The sequence below is a fragment of the Streptomyces sp. NPDC002209 genome (assembly GCF_042890265.1).
In the GTDB taxonomy this organism is placed as follows: Bacteria; Actinomycetota; Actinomycetes; order Streptomycetales; family Streptomycetaceae; genus Streptomyces.
This window is the reverse complement of record NZ_JBIARX010000015.1, coordinates 1-15,453: the sequence shown is the minus strand read 5'-3', so window position 1 is coordinate 15,453 and position 15,453 is coordinate 1. Positions and strand designations below refer to the sequence as shown.

At 73.5% G+C, this 15,453-nt stretch carries 16 protein-coding genes; 6 read left to right on the top strand and 10 right to left on the bottom strand.

Annotated elements, in window-relative coordinates:
- Positions 1-3: 3 nt before the first annotated feature.
- Together argB and ACFYXK_RS25630 are read left to right on the top strand one after the other, a co-directional pair.
- On the top strand, positions 4-912 hold the full coding sequence (gene argB, locus ACFYXK_RS25635) for an acetylglutamate kinase (RefSeq protein ID WP_389413215.1): 909 nt from the start codon (positions 4-6) through the stop codon (positions 910-912).
- 55 nt (positions 913-967) lie between these two features.
- Positions 968-1,300 carry a hypothetical protein gene (locus tag ACFYXK_RS25630; protein ID WP_389413214.1) on the top strand — a complete coding sequence of 111 codons (333 nt, stop codon included), beginning with the start codon at positions 968-970 and terminating at the stop codon, positions 1,298-1,300.
- A gap of 120 nt (positions 1,301-1,420) precedes the next feature.
- On the opposite strand, the gene ACFYXK_RS25625 is transcribed toward ACFYXK_RS25630, so the two are convergent.
- The 3 genes from ACFYXK_RS25625 to ACFYXK_RS25615 form a co-directional block, all read right to left on the bottom strand.
- On the bottom strand, positions 1,421-1,882 hold the full coding sequence (locus tag ACFYXK_RS25625; RefSeq protein WP_389413213.1) for a nuclear transport factor 2 family protein: 462 nt from the start codon (positions 1,880-1,882) through the stop codon (positions 1,421-1,423).
- Between the two features lie 132 nt (positions 1,883-2,014).
- Positions 2,015-2,386, bottom strand: coding sequence for a cupin domain-containing protein (locus tag ACFYXK_RS25620; RefSeq protein WP_389413212.1), 372 nt, complete (start codon positions 2,384-2,386; stop codon positions 2,015-2,017).
- A 15-nt stretch (positions 2,387-2,401) separates the two neighbouring features.
- A complete protein-coding gene (locus ACFYXK_RS25615) occupies positions 2,402-3,001 on the bottom strand; it encodes a dihydrofolate reductase family protein (RefSeq protein WP_389413211.1) in 600 nt (199 codons plus the stop codon).
- Between the two features lie 113 nt (positions 3,002-3,114).
- Between ACFYXK_RS25615 and ACFYXK_RS25610 the strand changes: the two genes are divergently transcribed.
- From ACFYXK_RS25610 to ACFYXK_RS25600, 3 genes are all read left to right on the top strand, one after another.
- Entirely contained in the window at positions 3,115-3,741 is a 627-nt protein-coding gene (locus ACFYXK_RS25610; RefSeq protein ID WP_389413301.1) for a TetR/AcrR family transcriptional regulator, read from the top strand.
- Positions 3,742-3,875: 134 nt separating this feature from the next.
- On the top strand, positions 3,876-4,112 hold the full coding sequence (locus ACFYXK_RS25605; protein WP_389413210.1) for a response regulator transcription factor: 237 nt from the start codon (positions 3,876-3,878) through the stop codon (positions 4,110-4,112).
- A gap of 45 nt (positions 4,113-4,157) precedes the next feature.
- Positions 4,158-4,865, top strand: a complete 708-nt coding sequence (locus tag ACFYXK_RS25600) for an SDR family oxidoreductase (RefSeq protein WP_389413209.1) — start codon at positions 4,158-4,160, stop codon at positions 4,863-4,865.
- 11 nt (positions 4,866-4,876) lie between these two features.
- Here ACFYXK_RS25600 and ACFYXK_RS25595 read toward each other — a convergent pair whose 3' ends face one another.
- Positions 4,877-5,953, bottom strand: a complete 1,077-nt coding sequence (locus ACFYXK_RS25595; RefSeq protein ID WP_389413208.1) for an alpha/beta fold hydrolase — start codon at positions 5,951-5,953, stop codon at positions 4,877-4,879.
- A 122-nt stretch (positions 5,954-6,075) separates the two neighbouring features.
- On the opposite strand from ACFYXK_RS25595, the gene ACFYXK_RS25590 reads away from it, so the two are divergent.
- Positions 6,076-6,837 carry a TetR/AcrR family transcriptional regulator gene (locus ACFYXK_RS25590; RefSeq protein WP_389413207.1) on the top strand — a complete coding sequence of 254 codons (762 nt, stop codon included), beginning with the start codon at positions 6,076-6,078 and terminating at the stop codon, positions 6,835-6,837.
- Here the strand turns inward: ACFYXK_RS25590 and ACFYXK_RS25585 are convergent.
- The 6 genes from ACFYXK_RS25585 to ACFYXK_RS25560 form a co-directional block, all read right to left on the bottom strand.
- Entirely contained in the window at positions 6,809-7,030 is a 222-nt protein-coding gene (locus tag ACFYXK_RS25585) for an acyl-CoA carboxylase epsilon subunit (RefSeq protein WP_389413206.1), read from the bottom strand. The genes ACFYXK_RS25590 and ACFYXK_RS25585 overlap by 29 nt on opposite strands.
- Positions 7,027-8,679, bottom strand: a complete 1,653-nt coding sequence (locus ACFYXK_RS25580; protein WP_389413205.1) for an acyl-CoA carboxylase subunit beta — start codon at positions 8,677-8,679, stop codon at positions 7,027-7,029. The genes ACFYXK_RS25585 and ACFYXK_RS25580 overlap by 4 nt, the downstream gene beginning before the upstream one ends.
- A 296-nt stretch (positions 8,680-8,975) precedes the next feature.
- A complete protein-coding gene (locus ACFYXK_RS25575; protein ID WP_389413204.1) occupies positions 8,976-9,809 on the bottom strand; it encodes a 4'-phosphopantetheinyl transferase family protein in 834 nt (277 codons plus the stop codon).
- Positions 9,810-9,927: 118 nt separating this feature from the next.
- Positions 9,928-11,679 carry an acyl-CoA dehydrogenase gene (locus ACFYXK_RS25570; RefSeq protein ID WP_389413203.1) on the bottom strand — a complete coding sequence of 584 codons (1,752 nt, stop codon included), beginning with the start codon at positions 11,677-11,679 and terminating at the stop codon, positions 9,928-9,930.
- A 193-nt stretch (positions 11,680-11,872) separates the two neighbouring features.
- Complete coding sequence (locus ACFYXK_RS25565) at positions 11,873-12,622, bottom strand: acyltransferase domain-containing protein (RefSeq protein WP_389413202.1); 750 nt, start codon at positions 12,620-12,622, stop codon at positions 11,873-11,875.
- A 456-nt stretch (positions 12,623-13,078) separates the two neighbouring features.
- Positions 13,079-15,220: a condensation domain-containing protein gene (locus tag ACFYXK_RS25560; protein ID WP_389413201.1), complete on the bottom strand. Its 2,142-nt coding sequence runs from the start codon at positions 15,218-15,220 to the stop codon at positions 13,079-13,081.
- Between the last annotated feature and the right edge of the window lie 233 nt (positions 15,221-15,453).

Sequence of the window (15,453 nt, the reverse complement as noted above, 5' to 3'; positions counted from 1 at the left end):
CCTATGACCGCCAGCATGCACCCGGCCATGGCCAAGGCCCAGTCCATCGGCGACGCCCTGCCGTGGCTGGCCCGCCACCAGGGCCGGACGGTCGTCATCAAGCTGGGCGGCCACGCCATGGTCAACGAGGACCTCACGGCGGCCTTCGCCCGCGACATCGTCTTCCTGCGCTACGCAGGGCTGCGGCCCGTGGTCGTGCACGGAGGAGGCCCCCAGATCGATGCCGAGCTCGCGCGGCGGGGCCTGGAGCGCGAGTTCAGAGCCGGGCTCCGCGTCACCTCGCCGGCCGCGATGGACGTGGTGCGGATGGTCCTCGCCGGCCAGGTGCAGCGCGAACTGGTCGGGCTGATCAACCGCTTCGGCCCTCTCGCCGTCGGTATGACGGGCGAGGACGCGGACACGATCACCGCGGTGCGGCACGTGCCGTGGATCGACGGGGAGCCGGTGGACGTCGGCAGGGTCGGCGACATCACCCGCGTGGACACCGGCGCGCTGGAGAGCCTGCTGGCGGACGGCCGGATCCCGGTGGTCTCGCCGCTCGCCCGCAGCGCCGAGGACGGCCTGGTCTACAACGTCAACGCCGACACCGCGGCGGCGGCGCTCGCGACCGCGCTGCGCGCCGAGGCGCTCGTCATGCTGACGGACGTCGCGGGTCTGTACGCGGGCTGGCCGCACAGTGACGAGGTCATCCAGCGGCTCACGGCCTGCGAGCTGGAGAAGCTCCTGCCGGAGCTGAGCGACGGCATGGTGCCCAAGATGACCGGGTGCCTGCAGGCCGTGCGGGGCGGCGTGGGTGCGGCCCGGGTGATCGACGGACGGGTCCCGCACTCGGTTCTCCTGCAGATGTTCGCCGACGACGGGGTCGGCACGGTGATCGTGCCGGACCCGGACGAGGCGGAGATCCTGCGGTGAGCGATCAGCGGCAGCAGCGTGCGACGGCACGCGGGCGAAGGGGAGGGCAGCGCCAGTGACACGCACACCTCGGGAGCTCACGGTGGTTCCGCCCCCGTCCGGCGCGCCCCGGAACGGTCCGCCCGACGGTCTCGTCCGCCTGCGGTTCGCCGATGCGATCGCGCTCGAACGGGCCGGCGCCGCCTTCGGCGCCGGATCGCTCCCGGGCCTCGGCGACGCGTGGAGCGACCCCGCGACGCTCACCCTCCAGATCCCCGCCGACGCCGGCATCGAGACCCTGCGGGCCGTGCTCGCGGTCCTCGACGCGGCGGCGATCACCTCGGAGTCGCTCACCGTGCACACGCACGAACTCGACGACGTCTTCGCCGCGTTCACCAGCCTGTCCTGAGCTCCGGGCGGGACCGCCGCCGGTCCCGCCGGCCGCGCACGAGCGCAGCAGGCCACCGCCGGCCGATGCCCGGGAGCACCGGTCGGCGGTGGCCCCTCGGCGTCGTGTCACGACAGTGGCTCAGGCCAGGTCGTCGCGGATCACCCGGCGGTGCGCGATGCGCCACTCGCCGCGGCTGCGGACGAGGACGTCCTCCATGACGCACACGTACAGGACCTTGGAGCTGCCTCCGGTCGGCGTGGCGCACACCAGGGCCGAGCAGCGGGTGTGCAGCGACCCGTCCGCCCGGGGCCGGACGTCGAGCATCCCGACCCAGTGGCTGAGGGGGCTGCCGGCCCGCCGCTGCGCGGCCGCGCCGGCGCGCTCGTAGCGGGCGAGCCCGGCGCGGGCCGGCACCGGCCGGTGCAGGGAAGGCAGTTCGACGACGGCGTCCTCGGTGAAGGTGCCCGCCCAGCGCTCGGTGTCGTGCACGTCCAGGATCTGCATCTGGAGGGCGTAGAACTGCTGCACCTCCGCGTACAGGGCCGCGAACTCCCGGCCCTGGAGCGTACGTTCGGCAGTGGACACCATCTCGACGGTCATGATCCAAGCCTCCAGGGAGTCCGTACTCGGTACGGACAGTCTTCGGGGCTCGGATCGAGCATCCTTCAAATACTCCTCAAGCACTCCCGCCGGCGGCGGACGTGCGACGAGTGGCCGGTCCGGCGGCGGCCGTCACCGGGCCCAGGGCAGCACGCGGGTGCCTTCGGTGCCGGGCACGCAGACCACTCCGTCCGCGCGCATGGCGACGTGGGCCTCGGCCGCCTGCGCGGCGTGGACCTGCCGGAGCGCCTGCGGCGGCAGGACGAGCGTCTGGCCGGCTTCGATCCTCTCGGTGCGACCTTTGCAGGTGACCTCGAGGGCGCCCGAGGTCACCGTCCAGACCTGTTCACGGCTGACGGAGTGCTCGGGGCCGCTCTGGCCGGCCTCCATCGCGACGGTCCAGGTACTGAGTTCCGCACTGCCCCGGCTGGGAGCCGCCAGGCCGGTCATACGGGCGTTCGGCGACACGGTGACGTTCTCGGCGGTGGGGGTGATCACGAGCATGGCGGGTTCCTCGGTTCAGTCGGTGCTGCTGTCGTCGGAGGTCTTCGTGTAGCTGAGGATGAGGTTGCCGCCTTCGAACACGCGGCTGTCCGTGAGGCGGAAGGTGTGCGGCGAGAAGTCGGCGCGGAAGAGCGGGATGCCGCTGCCGGCCACGACCGGGTACTGCTTGACGATCAGCTCGTCGATCTCGGGCAGCAGCCGGCCGGCCAGGTCGGCGCCGCCGCAGAGCCAGATCCCGAGCCCGTCCTCCTGCTTGAGCTTGCGGACCAGGGCGACCGGGTCGTCGGCGGTCACCTCGACGGCAGGGTCCGGGCTGGTGGTGAGCGAGCGGGAGAGCACGATCTGCCGCAGGTGGGCGTACGGGCTGGTGAGGCCTGCGGACAGGCCTTGGGCGTAGGTGGCGCGGCCCATGAGAACGGTGTCGAAGCGGGTGTTGGGCCCGTCCGCGACACCGAGGGCGGCGCGGCCCGCGGTCGGGAGGGTGTCCGCGTACTCGGCGGCCAGGTGCGGGAGGTAGTCCTCGGTGACGTGCGCCATGAGGAAGTCGAAGCCGCCGTCAGGGGCGGCGATGAAGCCGTCGATGCTGCTGCCGACGAAATAGGTGAGCTTGCGCATCCAGTTCCGTTCACTCGGAGTAATTTTGCGACGGACGTAACTTTAGGCAGTGCCGCTTCGCTCGGTCAAGCGTAATTTTGCTATGGATGTAAGATTTCCCCATGGCTACCGAGATGGGGCTCCGTGAGTCCAAGAAGCAGGAGACCAGGCAGCTGATCTCCGACTGCGCGACCAGGCTCTTCATCGAGCAGGGCTTCGAGCAGACCACCATCGCCGAGATCGCCGCCGCGGCACGCGTGGCCAAGAAGACGGTGACCAACTACTTCGCCCGCAAGGAGGACCTGGCCCTCGACCACCACGAGGTGTTCACCGAGGGCCTGGCCCGGACCGTCGCCGAACGCGAGCCCGGCGAAGAGCCGCTCACCGCCCTGGGCCGGACGTTCCGCACCGCCCTGCTGGAGCACGACCCCGTCGTCGGCTTCACCGGCCCCGCGTTCGCCCGCATGGTCGCCGACAGCCCCACCCTCACCGCCCGGCTGCGCGAATTGCACGACCAGCGGGAGGCGGCACTCGCCGCAGCCCTGACGGCCGCGGCCCCGGACCAGGCCCCGGCCATCGCACCCCGGGCCGCCGCAGCCCTGATCGCCGCGGCGGACCGCCTGCTCTTCCGGCGGATCCAGGAGCTCACCCTGGCCGGCTGCACCGACGACCGGATCGAGGCCACGCTGCTCCCGGAGACCGACCTCCTCGGCGCCATGCTGGGCGCTGCACTGCAGACGGGCCCTGTCACACGCCCGTGACAGTCGACGGACACCGTCGTGAAGGTGCGAGCGCAGGATTTTTAGCAGGACAAACCGGACATTCGACCACATGTCCACCTGCTTCCGAGGGCGCGAGCAGAGATGACCGATCCGATCCGTCGGAGGGAAATCCCATGAGCCTCACCCTCACCACCCCGCAGACCGAGACCGAGACCGCCGCCCTGTCCCTCGCCCCGCGCGAGCAGGAGGCACTGGGCCACATCGCCGCCGGCCGCACCTACGTGCAGACGGCCCGCCACATGGGACTCTCCAAGCACACCGTCGACGCCTACCTCCGCCGCATCCGCGCCAAGCTGGGCATCAACAGCACCGCCGAACTGACCCGACTGGCCATCTCCCTCGGACTGTGACCCCCTGAACGTAGACGGGCGCGGCTGAACCGAGGAGGGAGCGGCATGACGGATGGCGAGCGGACCGTCTCCTTGGTCACCGGCGGCAACAGGGGCATCGGACGGGAAGTGTGCCGGCAGCTCGGCGCGCTCGGGCACACCGTCCTGCTGACCGCCCGTTCCCTGCCCGCTGCCGAGGAGGCCGCGGCGGAGCTGCGTGCCGCGGGAGGGGACGTCCACCCGATGGCCCTCGATGTGCGGGACCGGGCGAGCGCCGAGCAGGCCGCGCGCGAGACGGGCGAACGCTTCGGGCGGCTCGACGTCCTGGTCAACAATGCGGCCATCGCGTACGACACCTGGCAGCGTGCCGCAACGGCCGACCTCGATGTGGTCGCCGAGGCCGCCGACACCAACCTGTACGGTCCCTGGCGCACCGCGCAGGCCTTCCTCCCGCTGCTGCGGGCCGGCCGGCACGGGCGGATCGTCAATGTCAGCAGCGAAGCCGCGTCCTTGACGAGCATGGGCGGCGGGACCCCCGCCTACACCGCCTCCAAGGCGGCGCTGAACGCCCTCACCCGCATGCTCTCGGCCGAGCTGCGCGGCGACGGCATCCTGGTCAACTCCGTCTGCCCCGGCTGGGTCGCGACCGACATGGGCGGCCCGGGCGGCCGTCCCGTACGGGAGGGAGCGGCGGGGATCGTCTGGGCCGCGACCCTCCCGGACTCCGGGCCCACCGGCGGCTTCTTCCGCGACGGCCGTCCGCTGCCCTGGTAGCGCACGCGGTCCTAGGTGTGCGCGGCCCCGGCCAGCACCGGACGGACCCGGGTCAGCATCAGGTGCAGGAACCGGTCCGGGTGGCGGAACGAGGCGAAGTGGCTCGCGTCCTCGATCAGCGCGAACTCCTTGACCGGAGCCTCGACCTCGTCGAAGAACGCCCGGGCGCGTCCGGCCGGGGTGATGACGTCCCGGTCGCCCTGGAAGACGAAGAACGGCAGCTCGAAGCGGGTGCCGTCGGCCCGGTCGTCGAACGCGGCCAGGGCGGGGGTGAGCTGCGCGGAGAACTTCATGCCCGCGAAGTACTGCCCCAGCTCGCGCAGCGAGTGGAGCGGCGAGAACCACAGCGACCCCAGCACGACCTTCTTGAGGGTGTCGAGCGTCAGCGGATCGGAGGCCACGGACAGCTTGTCGTACGTGGCCCGCTGGTCGGCGGTCAGCGGGTGCGGGCCGCCGCCCATCGCCGCCACCGAGGCGGCGTCCTTGTGCCTGCCGGCCGCGCGCAGCCGGGCCAGGAGCGCCTCGTGGACGGAGGTGTCGCGGCCGGCGTCCAGGATGTTCTGGTCGGTGCCGACGTAGGCGGAGTACAGCTCGGGGTGGCTGCGGGCCAGGCGCAGGCCGAAGACGCTGCCGAGCGAGCTCGCGACCAGGACGACCTGCTCGGCGCCGAGCCGCTCGCGGGCGTAGCGGGTGACCTCGAGGGCGTCCTCGTACAGCCGGGCGAAGCTCATCTCTCCCTGGCCTCCGGGGCCGGAGCGGCCGAAGGTCTTGCCCGCGCCGCGCATGTCCCAGCGCACGACAGTGAAGTGCTCCTCCCAGGACCGGGTGCGCGTGGCGAAGATCGAGTGGGAGGCGCCGGGGCCGCCGTGGAGCTCGACCACCACCGGGTTGGCCGTGTCCTCGCCGCGGATCGAGATCCACTGCTCGATGCCGCCGATCCGGACGAAGCGCTGTTCGTCGATCCCGCGCGGCCCCTCGATGCGCAGGAGCCGGGCGTTGCCGGCGCGGCGCACGGCGCGGTGACCCAGCAGGCCGGCGGCGGGCGTCGCGAGCAGGGCGATGGAGGCTGCGAGGACGGTGGCGAGCATGGCGACTCCTCAGGACTGCGAGAGAACTGCGTATGCAATAAGCGATTTCGTTTATGTTATATACAGTTCCAGGGCGTGCCGTCAACGGGTCCGGTGCGCAGCGATGCGAGGAGCGGGGCCTCATGGCCAGGAGCAGGGACGAGAAGCGCGATCCGGCGGTCAGCCTGGCGCTCCTGTGGGGCGAGCAGGGGCAGCCCAAGCGCGGCCCGAAGCCTTCGCTGAGCGTCGAGCGGATCGTGGACGGCGCCCTCGCCATCGCCGATGCGGAGGGACTGGACGCGCTGTCCATGCAGTCCGTCGCCGCGCGCCTGGGCGTGACCACCATGGCGCTGTACCGCTACGTGCCCGGCAAGGCCGAGCTGCTCGACCTGATGGTCGACGCCGCCTTCGGACCGGCTCCCGGCGTCGCCGACGCGCCGGGGGGCTGGCGTCCGCAGCTGGACGCGTGGGCGCGTGCGTGCTGGGAGCAGTACCGGCGCCGGCCGTGGATGGTGGCCGCCACCGGAATGCGCCGCCAGCTCATGGGGCCCCGTCAGCTGGCCTGGCTCGACTCCGCCCTGGCCGCGCTGTCCGGGACGGGGCTGCCCTACGCGCAGCAGCACGCGGCCTTCCTGCTCGTCGTCGGCCACGTCCGCAGCCTGGCGCAGCAGCTCGTCGACGACGACGAGGAAGGCCGTCAGGAGTGGAACCGGCTCACGGCGGACGTGTGGGAACGGCACGGCGACCGGTTCCCGGCGCTGACCGCGGCCATCGCGGGCGGGGCCTTCGCCCCGCACGGCGAGGATCCGCTCGAGTTCGGGCTCGAGCGGATCCTGGACGGCATCGCCGCGCTGATCGAGGACGGTGGGGAAGGGCCTACGAGGCCCAGGCGCCCGGTGCGATGAAGGACGGCCGGGGGCGCAGGGGCAGCTTCTCCACCTTGGCCTCCGCCTGCGGGGCCTGCGCCTGCGTCTCGTGCCGGAGCCGGATCCGGGAGGCCAGGAGCACGGCCAGGGCCGCGACGTCCTCCGCCGACGGGTTGCCCTTGGTGATGCGCATCGCCGCCAGTGCCAGGGCGGTCCTGTCGTCGGCGGTCACAGCGGAACGTTCCCGTGCTTGCGGCTCGGCAGCTGGGCGTGCTTGGTGCGCAGCATGTCGAGGGTGGAGATGAGGCGCGTACGCGTCTCGGCCGGGTCGATGACGTCGTCGACGAGGCCGCGTTCGGCGGCGTAGTACGGGTGCATCAGCTCGGCCTGGTACTCCTTGATCTTCTGCGCGCGGGTGGCCTCGGGGTCGTCGGAGGCGTTGATCTCGCGGCGGAAGATGACGCTGGCCGCGCCTTCCGCGCCCATGACGGCGATCTCGTTCGAGGGCCAGGCCAGGGCGACGTCCGCGCCGATGGAGCGGGAGTCCATGACGATGTACGCACCGCCGTACGCCTTGCGCAGGATGAGGCTGATGCGCGGCACGGTGGCGTTGCAGTAGGCGTACAGGAGCTTCGCGCCGTGCCGGATGATGCCGTTGTGCTCCTGGTCGACGCCGGGCAGGAAGCCGGGTACGTCGATCAGGGTGACCAGCGGAATGCTGAACGAGTCGCAGAACTGGACGAAGCGGGCCGCCTTCTCGGACGCGTGGATGTCGAGGACGCCCGCGAGGTGGGCCGGCTGGTTGGCGACGATGCCGACGACCTGGCCGCCGAGGCGGGTCAGGGCGCAGACGACGTTGCGGGCCCACCGGGCGTGGACCTCGAAGTAGTCCCCGTGGTCGGCGATCTCCTCGATGACGTCGCGGATGTCGTACGACTGCGTGGGCTTGCCCGGGACCACGTCGAACAGGCGCTCGCAGCGCCGGTCCACCGGGTCCTCGAGGTCGCCGGCCGGAGCGGATTCGCGGTTGTTGGAGGGCAGCAGCGACAGCAGGTGCCGTACGTCCTCGAGGCAGCTCTGCTCGTCGTCGTACGCGAACGCGGCCACGCCCGAGGCCCCGACGTGGCTGTCGGCGCCGCCGAGGTCCTCCATCGTGACGGTTTCACCGGTGACGGCCTGGACGACGTCGGAGCCGGTGATGAACATCTGCGAGGTGCCGCGGACCATGAAGACGAAGTCCGTGAGGGCGGGCGAGTACGCGGCGCCGCCCGCGCAGGGGCCGAGGATGACCGAGATCTGCGGGATGACCCCGGAGTTGCGGACGTTGCGCTGGAAGATGCCGCCGTACCCGGCGAGTGCGGTGACGCCTTCCTGGATGCGGGCGCCGGCGCCGTCGCACAGGCCCACGACAGGGGCCCCGACGCCCTCGGCCAGGTCCATCAGCTTGTGGATCTTCTCGGCGTGGGCCTCGCCCAGCGCGCCGCCGAAGATGCGGAAGTCGTGGGCGTACGCGAAGACCGTACGGCCGTGGACCTTGCCCCAGCCGGTGACCACTCCGTCCGTGTAGGGCTTCTTGTCCTCCAGGCCGAAGCCGGTGGCGCGGTGCCGGCGGAGCTGCTCGACCTCGTTGAACGTACCTTCGTCGAACAGGAGCTCGATGCGCTCGCGCGCGGTCAGCTTGCCCTTGGCGTGCTGGGCGGCGGTGGCCCGTTCGCCGGGGCCGGCCTCGGCCAGCGCGCGAACTGCGTGCAGTTCCGCCGTGCGCTCGCGCAGGGACGCGAAGCGGACGCCGTCCTCGTGGTGGCGGGCGGAGGGCGGGGGAGTGAGCCCGTCGTCCGGTGCGAGCACGCTCTCCAGTGGTCTTTCCTCGACGATGCTCATACGGGCCCTTTCGACACAGAGGCACCGGGTCCGGCCGGTGTCTCGTCGTCCAGCATCGACCGCGGTGCTACAGCCCGGCTCGAATTCCGTACGGGGCCGCTCGCGCAGCGGGCGGGGCGGGGCCGGACATGCCTGTGCCCCGCTGCCCGGGCGTGGGTGTTCGGGCAGCGGGGCAAGAGGAGCGGCACGCTCCCGGCCGGGGGGTTGACCGGTGCCGGCCGCAGGACCGACTCTCCTCCGGAGAACTCGGACGCGCCTACAGCGATGGTGTGGCAGCGGTGGTGCCGCCCGCGGTGTCAGGCCCGTTCGAGGAGGCCTGCCACCGTCGTCAGGAACCCCTCGTCGAGCATCGTCGAGACGGCGGTGTCGCGCGAGGTGCCCAGGCCGGTGTCGTGGCAGGCGATGCTGACCAGGTAGCGGTCGAGCACCGGGTACGTGCCGAACGCCCACTCGCCACGGGCCGCGGGGGTGCCGTCCGGGGCGAGCAGGCCCGCGTCGCCCCCGCTGCCGGTCGCGAAGCCGAACTCGGAGAAGCCCAGCCGCAGTCCCTGGCCGAGCGCCTTGGTGTAGGCCTCCTTCAGGGTCCACAGCCGCAGCATCGCCGCGGACTGCTCCGCCTCGGGCAGCGCCGCGAGTTCGGCCTGCTCCCCGGCCGTCAGCACCTGGTCCTGCAGGAGGCGCAAGGAGAGCCTGCGGTCGACGGGTTCGGTGTCGATGCCGATCCGGCCGGTGCGGCTGATGCCCACGGCGATCAGGTCGTCGGTGTGGGTCAGGCTGACGTCGATCTGGTCGAAGCCGCGCAGGTACGGTCGGCCGCCGATCTTGTACGCGAGGTCCAGGTCGGCGGGGTCGACGCCGAGCGCGGCCGCCGCCGTGTACTTGACCGCCAGCCGGGAGGCGACGAAGCGGTACCGGATCGTCGGGTCGACGGTCTGCCGGTAGCGCAGCCAGTCCCGGCCGAGCAGCGGGCGCAGCGCGGGTTCCGCGAGCGCCGCGGTGAGCCACTCGCCCCAGGTGGTGAACACCGAGGCGTTCCCGCGCAGGGCCATGCCGTCCTCCACCTCCTGCCAGGGACCGGCCGGTCCGGTGACGTGGACCGGAGTGGTGATGCGCTGCGCGTCGTCCGTCATCGGGCTGTCCTCCCCTGGTGCTGGGTGTGCTGGGTGTACCGGGTGTGCCGGTCGTACGGGATGTACCGGACGGGGAACACGGGATGCCGGGCTGCCGTGCCGAGGCGGGGCGGCTGGGTCACTGCGCGAGTTCCGTCGCGTCGAGGTCGCAGCTGCGGCCCGAGCGGTAGCGGCGCATCAGCTCCTCCAGTACCTGCTCGAGGCAGCCGTCCGGCAGATCCGGCACGGGGATGCCGAGCCGGCCGCCGAGCCGGGAGAGCGCGAGCACCGCCCAGGCGGGGGCAGCCAGGAAGGGATCGCTGCCGTCCTGGCCCTCCCAGGTGCCGAGGACCGAGGCGGCCGCGAGGACGAGGGCGTAGCGGTCGCTGAGCACGCACAGGGCGGGGTCGGACAGGGTCGCGGGGGTGCCGTGGGCGGGAATCGCCCGGCAGCGTTCGCGCAGGGCGCGCAGTTCGGTGACGAACCCCTCGGCGAGGTCGGCGAGGACGGCGAGCTGGCCCCCGACCCCGCGTACCCCGGCCAGCCGCGCGGCGGACTCGACGAGCGAGGCGGCGAGGAAGTCGCCGCCGTCGGCGATGCCGAGCAGCCGGTAGTCGAGGGCGGGCAGCGCGGCCCCGGTGCGGAACAGCTCGGGCGGCGGCTCCTCCTCGCGGAACCACGCGCGTTCGGCGAGGGTGCGCAGCTGGGGGACGATCACGGCCTGGCAGGCGGCGGTGCCCGCGTGCCCGAGGCCGGCCACGGGCAGATCGCGTCCCAGCTTGTCGAGGGCGCCGTAGGCCGGGGTGCCGCGCTGGTAGCCGCGGGAGCCGAGGACGGTGGCGAGTTCCTCGAGGTCCTCCCGCAGCAGGTCGGGGACCACGTACTTGACGGCGGCGGCGAGCACATGGGTGCGTTCGGGCAGCAGGCTCAGGGCGCGCAGGGCGACGGTGGCCATGCTGTCGCAGGCGAGCATGTCGGCGAAGACCCCGGCGAGCGGCTTGTGCCAGCGGCGGGCCAGGGGACGGCTGCGGCCGGTGGTCGCGGCCCGTACGGCGGAGTGCAGGACGGTGTCGACGGCCGCGACGGCCGTCGAGGCGATGACGCAGCGGTTGACCTGGTACGTGCGCAGGGCGAGGGCCACTCCTTCGCCGGGGCGGCCGACGAGCGCATCGCCGGGGACGGCGCAGTCGGTGAACTCCAGCCCGGAGAACAGGTTGCCGCGCATGCCGGTGGTGGGGACCCGGGGCAGGTGGTTGATGCCGCGGAGCTCGGCCGGGTCCACGAGCAGCACGGAGTGGCTGTACGGGGTGCGGGCCGGGTCGGTGCGCGCGTAGACCACGTACGCCTGGGCGCGGGCGGCGTTGATGATGACGTCCTTGCGGCCGTTGAGCTCGTAGCCGCCGCCCGGTGCGGCGCCGGCGGTGAACTCGTCGCGCAGGATGTCGTTCGCGTGCGCCATCTCGTGGTGGACGATCGAGGCGCGGCCGCCGCCCAGCAGCATGTCGGCGGTGAACCTGCGCTGGGCCTCGGTGCCCGCCGCCCAGACGGCGGAGGTGGCGAAGAGCGAGGTGATGCCGAAGCCGAAGCCGAGGGCGAGGTCCCGGCGGAAGACCGGGCGCAGCACCTTGGCCAGGTGGTCGGCGCGGGTGAGCCGGCCGCCGTACTCGGCGGGCACGAACTCGGCTCCGAGGCCGGCCTCGGTGAGCAGCTGCTCGGTGGCCTCGGGCGGCTCGCGCCGCTCGTCGGCGGCGAAGAGGGCGCCCAGACCGTGCGGGTTGGCAGGGTCGTACGGGTCGCCGAGCTGCGCCTCGAGCCGCGCCGCGCGGCGCAGCGGGGCGATGGGCTCGGCATGTCTGGTGGCAGGGTCCGCGTGGATCTCGGTGGTGGCCATGGTCGCGGGATCAGCTCCTTCGTCGCGGGACTCGCCGTTGCTGGTGGTCCGGGGCTGGTCCGTCCGTGTGCACGGGTGTCGAGGCTGCTTAGCCTCACGGGACTCGCTCGACAGCCGCTCGAGCCTTCGTACAGCCGGACACGGGAGTTGCCGGAAGCCGCCGGGAGCGGCGGCTTCCGGTGGTCGGCCGGCCTCAGGCCGGCGGCGTGGCCTCGGCGAAGACCATGGGCCAGGAAATCGGGTGGCCGTGGTCGTGGAGGCGGCCGAGAGAGGCCAGCACGGAGTCCACTTCGCTGCCGAGGGCGGTGCTTCGCGCGTCGGGTCCGCAGGGGTGGGTGCGGTGGAATCCGGCGGCTTCGAGGGCGCTCTGCGCGGCCGCGGGCGAGGGTGTCGCAAGGGCCTGGCGCAGGAAGTATTCGGCGGTGAGGGTCCGCTCACCGGTGCGGGGACCGAGCAGGTCGCCGGTCGTTGCGCAGATCAGGGTGAGGTCGGGTGCGTTGATGCGGCAGCCCTTGGCCACCCGGAGGAACCGCTTCTCGGACGCGGCCCGGGCCTTGTGCGGTGCCTCGCAGGTGGAGAGCCGTCCGCGGGCGACCACGAGGCGCGCCGCGTCGTCCAGGTCGAGCACGCCGGCCAGGTACGCCGCGGAGATCTCGCCCACCGCGTGTCCGGCCACGGCCCGCGCCTCCACACCCCAGGACTCCCACACCCGGAACAGGGCGACCTGGTAGGCGAACAGGGCGGGCTGGGCGAAGGCGGCGTCCCGGATCAGGGCGGCGTCCACCCCCTCCCGGGGGGCGAACACGACGGCGGCCAGCGGCAGGGGCAGCCAGAGGTCCAGTGCCTCGGCGACCTCGTTCCACGCCGTGGCGAAGGCCCGGAAGGTGCCGTAGAGGTCCCGGCCGAGGCCGGGCAGCAGCGGGCCGTCAGCCGTGAACAGCACGGCCTGGTCCGCCGGTGCACCGGGTGCAGGGCCGGCCCGGTCGGCCGGGCACGGAGCGGCACAGGAGCGTCCTGCGGCCCTCGGCGGCGCGGCACCCGGTCCTGCGAGCAGGCTGCCCGAGGAGCGCTCATCGGACACCGGGCACCGCCTCCGTGGTCGCGCGGCGGCCCTTCGGGGCAGGGCGCTCGTCGGTGTCACCGTGCACGGTCGGCTCGTTGAGGAAGGTCACCATGGTCGCTCTCCTCGGCTCTGCTCGGGGTGTGGGGCAGCGGGGTGCCGCTGCCCGGGGGTGACGGCTGCTGTGCACACGGTCCGCGGTGGGGCTCAAGGAATCTTCGAACGCCGCTCGAGAAGTCCCGCAGGAACGGCACGGGGCCGACGGACCGGAGGGTGTCACGGCCGCGCGCCCAGACCGGGGGCGCCGCTCCGGTCCGAGCGCCGAGTGGGCCAGCGGATTCAGCCCGGCCGGCCGGCCGCGGCCTGCAGGGTGCGTGCGAGGTCGCGCACCGAGGCGGAACTCCCGTCCGCCGTGCCCGCGATGGCCACGAGCGGAGGCAGCCAGCCGTGCGCGGCAATGCGCTGGGCCACCTCGTACGCGACGCTCCCGCCTCCGGAGAAGCAGCCGAGGAGCAGCGGTTCGCCGGCCGCGAGCGCGGGCCGTACGGCGGCCAGGCAGGCCGCCGTGTCGGTCGGGGCGGTGACCGTGGTGAGCGCCTCCGGGCCCCGATAGGCCTGTACGAGGGCGTCGTAGCAGGCCTCGGGTGCGGCCGGCGGCGGTACGAGCAGGATGGTGCCGGCGTCGGGCCGCGCGGCCGCGCGCAGCGTGCGCAGACCGCCGCCGGGCGGGACCGGGGCGGGCGCCACGGGCCCGGGCACCGGCAGGCCGGCCAGGATCTGCAGGACCTCCCCGACCTTGGTCGTGCCGTCGACGAGCACCGGGAACTCGCGCAGCAGCCGCGCGGTGCGTGCGAGCGCCGCGGCCGCTTCGGGATCCGCGATCCGGGTCCGGTCGTTGACCGCCGTCAGCAGCAGGGCGCCCTCGGCGTCGTGGTGGGCGCTGACGGCGATGGGCTGGGGCGTGTGCGGGCCCACGGCCTGCGGGAGGTCCACCCGGACGCCCTCGGCGTCGAGTTCGGTCCAGAGCGGGTCCCGGCCGTCCGGGGCGGGCGGCGGGCCCTGCGGGGCCTCGAAGGCGACGATCGAGTCCGTGAGTTCGTCGGGGACGGCCCGCCCGCTCCACTGGTGGACCTGGCCCGCCGAGACCCATTCGTACGCGGCCGCGCCCAGGGCCCGGTCGCGCAGGTCGGCCAGCAGTCGCTCCATCGGGGACTCGGGGTCCACGTCGACGTGGACGGGCAGCGCGCCCCGCAGCGGGGCCGGGATGCTCGCGGCGCCCTCCAGGGCGATGCCGCGGCCCGAGACGGCCATGCCGAAGGCGACGGGCGCGGGCGCCGGGCCCGATCCGCCGTCCCGGTACAGCAGCAGTGCCCAGGCCGCGTGCAGCGCCGTGCTCTCCGTGGCGCCGAGCCCGGCGGCCCAGTCCCGCAGCCGGGCGGCCTCGTACGGGGTCAGCCGCTGGCGCGCGAGCCCGTGGCCCCAGCGGGCGCCGTCGCCGGCGGGCAGCCCGGCCGCGGTCGGGCCGGGCAGGGTGCGGGAGCCGGCCGGGGGTGTGGCGGCGGACCAGAAGTCGCGGGGCGGGGTGAGGTCCTGGTCGCCCAGCCAGCGCAGGTGGTCGCGCACATCGGGGCGGCGCTCGCCGCCGATCGTGCGCCCCTCGGCCAGGTAGGCGCGGTAGAAGGCGCGCAGCAGCAGGCGCACGCTCCAGCCGTCGAGCATGGCGTGGTGGTAGGTGAGCAGGATGCGGGTCGGCCCGGCGGGTCCGGCCTGTTCGTCAAGGAGCGCGATGCGCAGCAGCCCGGGCCGGTGCAGGTCGAAGGCGCGCAGCCGTTCGCTCACGAGCAGGGAGTGCCAGTCGGCGGATCCGTGGTGGTGGCGGACGAGCTGCGGTGAGGCCTGGCGGTGCACGGCGACGCGGGGGGCGGTCCCGGGGCCGTCCGTGCGGGCGCGGTCGGTGAACGCGGCCCGCAGCACGGGCTCCTGCAGGAAGACGGCCTTCCAGGCGGCGTGGAACCGCCCGGTGTCCAGCGGCCCGTACCAGCGCCAGTGCAGCTGCTCGATGTGCAGGCCGGCGCCGGGCCTGCCGACGAGGACGTCGAGGAGCACGTCGCGCTGGCGGGCGCTCGCGGGGAGTCCGCCCACGGGATGCACGGCCGGGCTGTCGAAGGGGCCGGGTGCGTCCTGGCCGCCGGTTTCCTCCGGGGCCAGGCTCTCCCACGCGGTCCGCGGCGCCTTCGCCTGCGCGGGCGTCTTCCGCGACCGGGCTCCGGGGGCGGTCAGCAGATCGGCCACCGTGCCGGCCGGGGAGTGCTGCGGGGGCAGGTGCAGGGTGTGGTGCGTCGCCGTGTGGCGGCGCAGGGTGGGGGTGCCCGAGGGCAGCGCGGAGAGGGCCGCCGCGAGGGCGTCCTGATCGAGGGGACCGCGCAGGTCCAGCGCCGGGGCGAAGCCGGGCGCGATGACCACGGTCATGGCGACGCTCATCCACTCCCCCTCGTCTGGCGCTCGCCGGGCGGCGTCACAGTTCAAAGGGGTCGAGTATGCGTGGCACACCCACGTTTCGCTGACGCGCCGCTGACACGCCGCCGGAGCCCCGCCGGAGCCCCGCAAGGCTCCACGCCCAGGTCGTCTCTTTCGGATCTTGCCGGTCAAGCCCGCGTCGTCCGGTGCCGTGCATCGCAAGGCGGAGGGGCGCCCGAGTACTGGACGTACTCGGG

Coding starts and splice junctions, on each gene's coding strand:
- ACFYXK_RS25625 (WP_389413213.1), bottom strand. CDS start 1,882: ATGACCGTCGAGATGGTGTCCACTGCCGAACGTACGCTCCAGGGCCGG.
- ACFYXK_RS25580 (WP_389413205.1), bottom strand. CDS start 8,679: ATGAGCATCGTCGAGGAAAGACCACTGGAGAGCGTGCTCGCACCGGAC.
- ACFYXK_RS25605 (WP_389413210.1), top strand. CDS start 3,876: ATGAGCCTCACCCTCACCACCCCGCAGACCGAGACCGAGACCGCCGCC.
- ACFYXK_RS25575 (WP_389413204.1), bottom strand. CDS start 9,809: ATGACGGACGACGCGCAGCGCATCACCACTCCGGTCCACGTCACCGGA.
- ACFYXK_RS25560 (WP_389413201.1), bottom strand. CDS start 15,220: ATGAGCGTCGCCATGACCGTGGTCATCGCGCCCGGCTTCGCCCCGGCG.
- ACFYXK_RS25600 (WP_389413209.1), top strand. CDS start 4,158: ATGACGGATGGCGAGCGGACCGTCTCCTTGGTCACCGGCGGCAACAGG.
- ACFYXK_RS25610 (WP_389413301.1), top strand. CDS start 3,115: ATGGGGCTCCGTGAGTCCAAGAAGCAGGAGACCAGGCAGCTGATCTCC.
- ACFYXK_RS25595 (WP_389413208.1), bottom strand. CDS start 5,953: ATGCTCGCCACCGTCCTCGCAGCCTCCATCGCCCTGCTCGCGACGCCC.
- ACFYXK_RS25615 (WP_389413211.1), bottom strand. CDS start 3,001: ATGCGCAAGCTCACCTATTTCGTCGGCAGCAGCATCGACGGCTTCATC.
- ACFYXK_RS25570 (WP_389413203.1), bottom strand. CDS start 11,679: ATGGCCACCACCGAGATCCACGCGGACCCTGCCACCAGACATGCCGAG.
- argB (WP_389413215.1), top strand. CDS start 4: ATGACCGCCAGCATGCACCCGGCCATGGCCAAGGCCCAGTCCATCGGC.
- ACFYXK_RS25590 (WP_389413207.1), top strand. CDS start 6,076: ATGGCCAGGAGCAGGGACGAGAAGCGCGATCCGGCGGTCAGCCTGGCG.
- ACFYXK_RS25620 (WP_389413212.1), bottom strand. CDS start 2,386: ATGCTCGTGATCACCCCCACCGCCGAGAACGTCACCGTGTCGCCGAAC.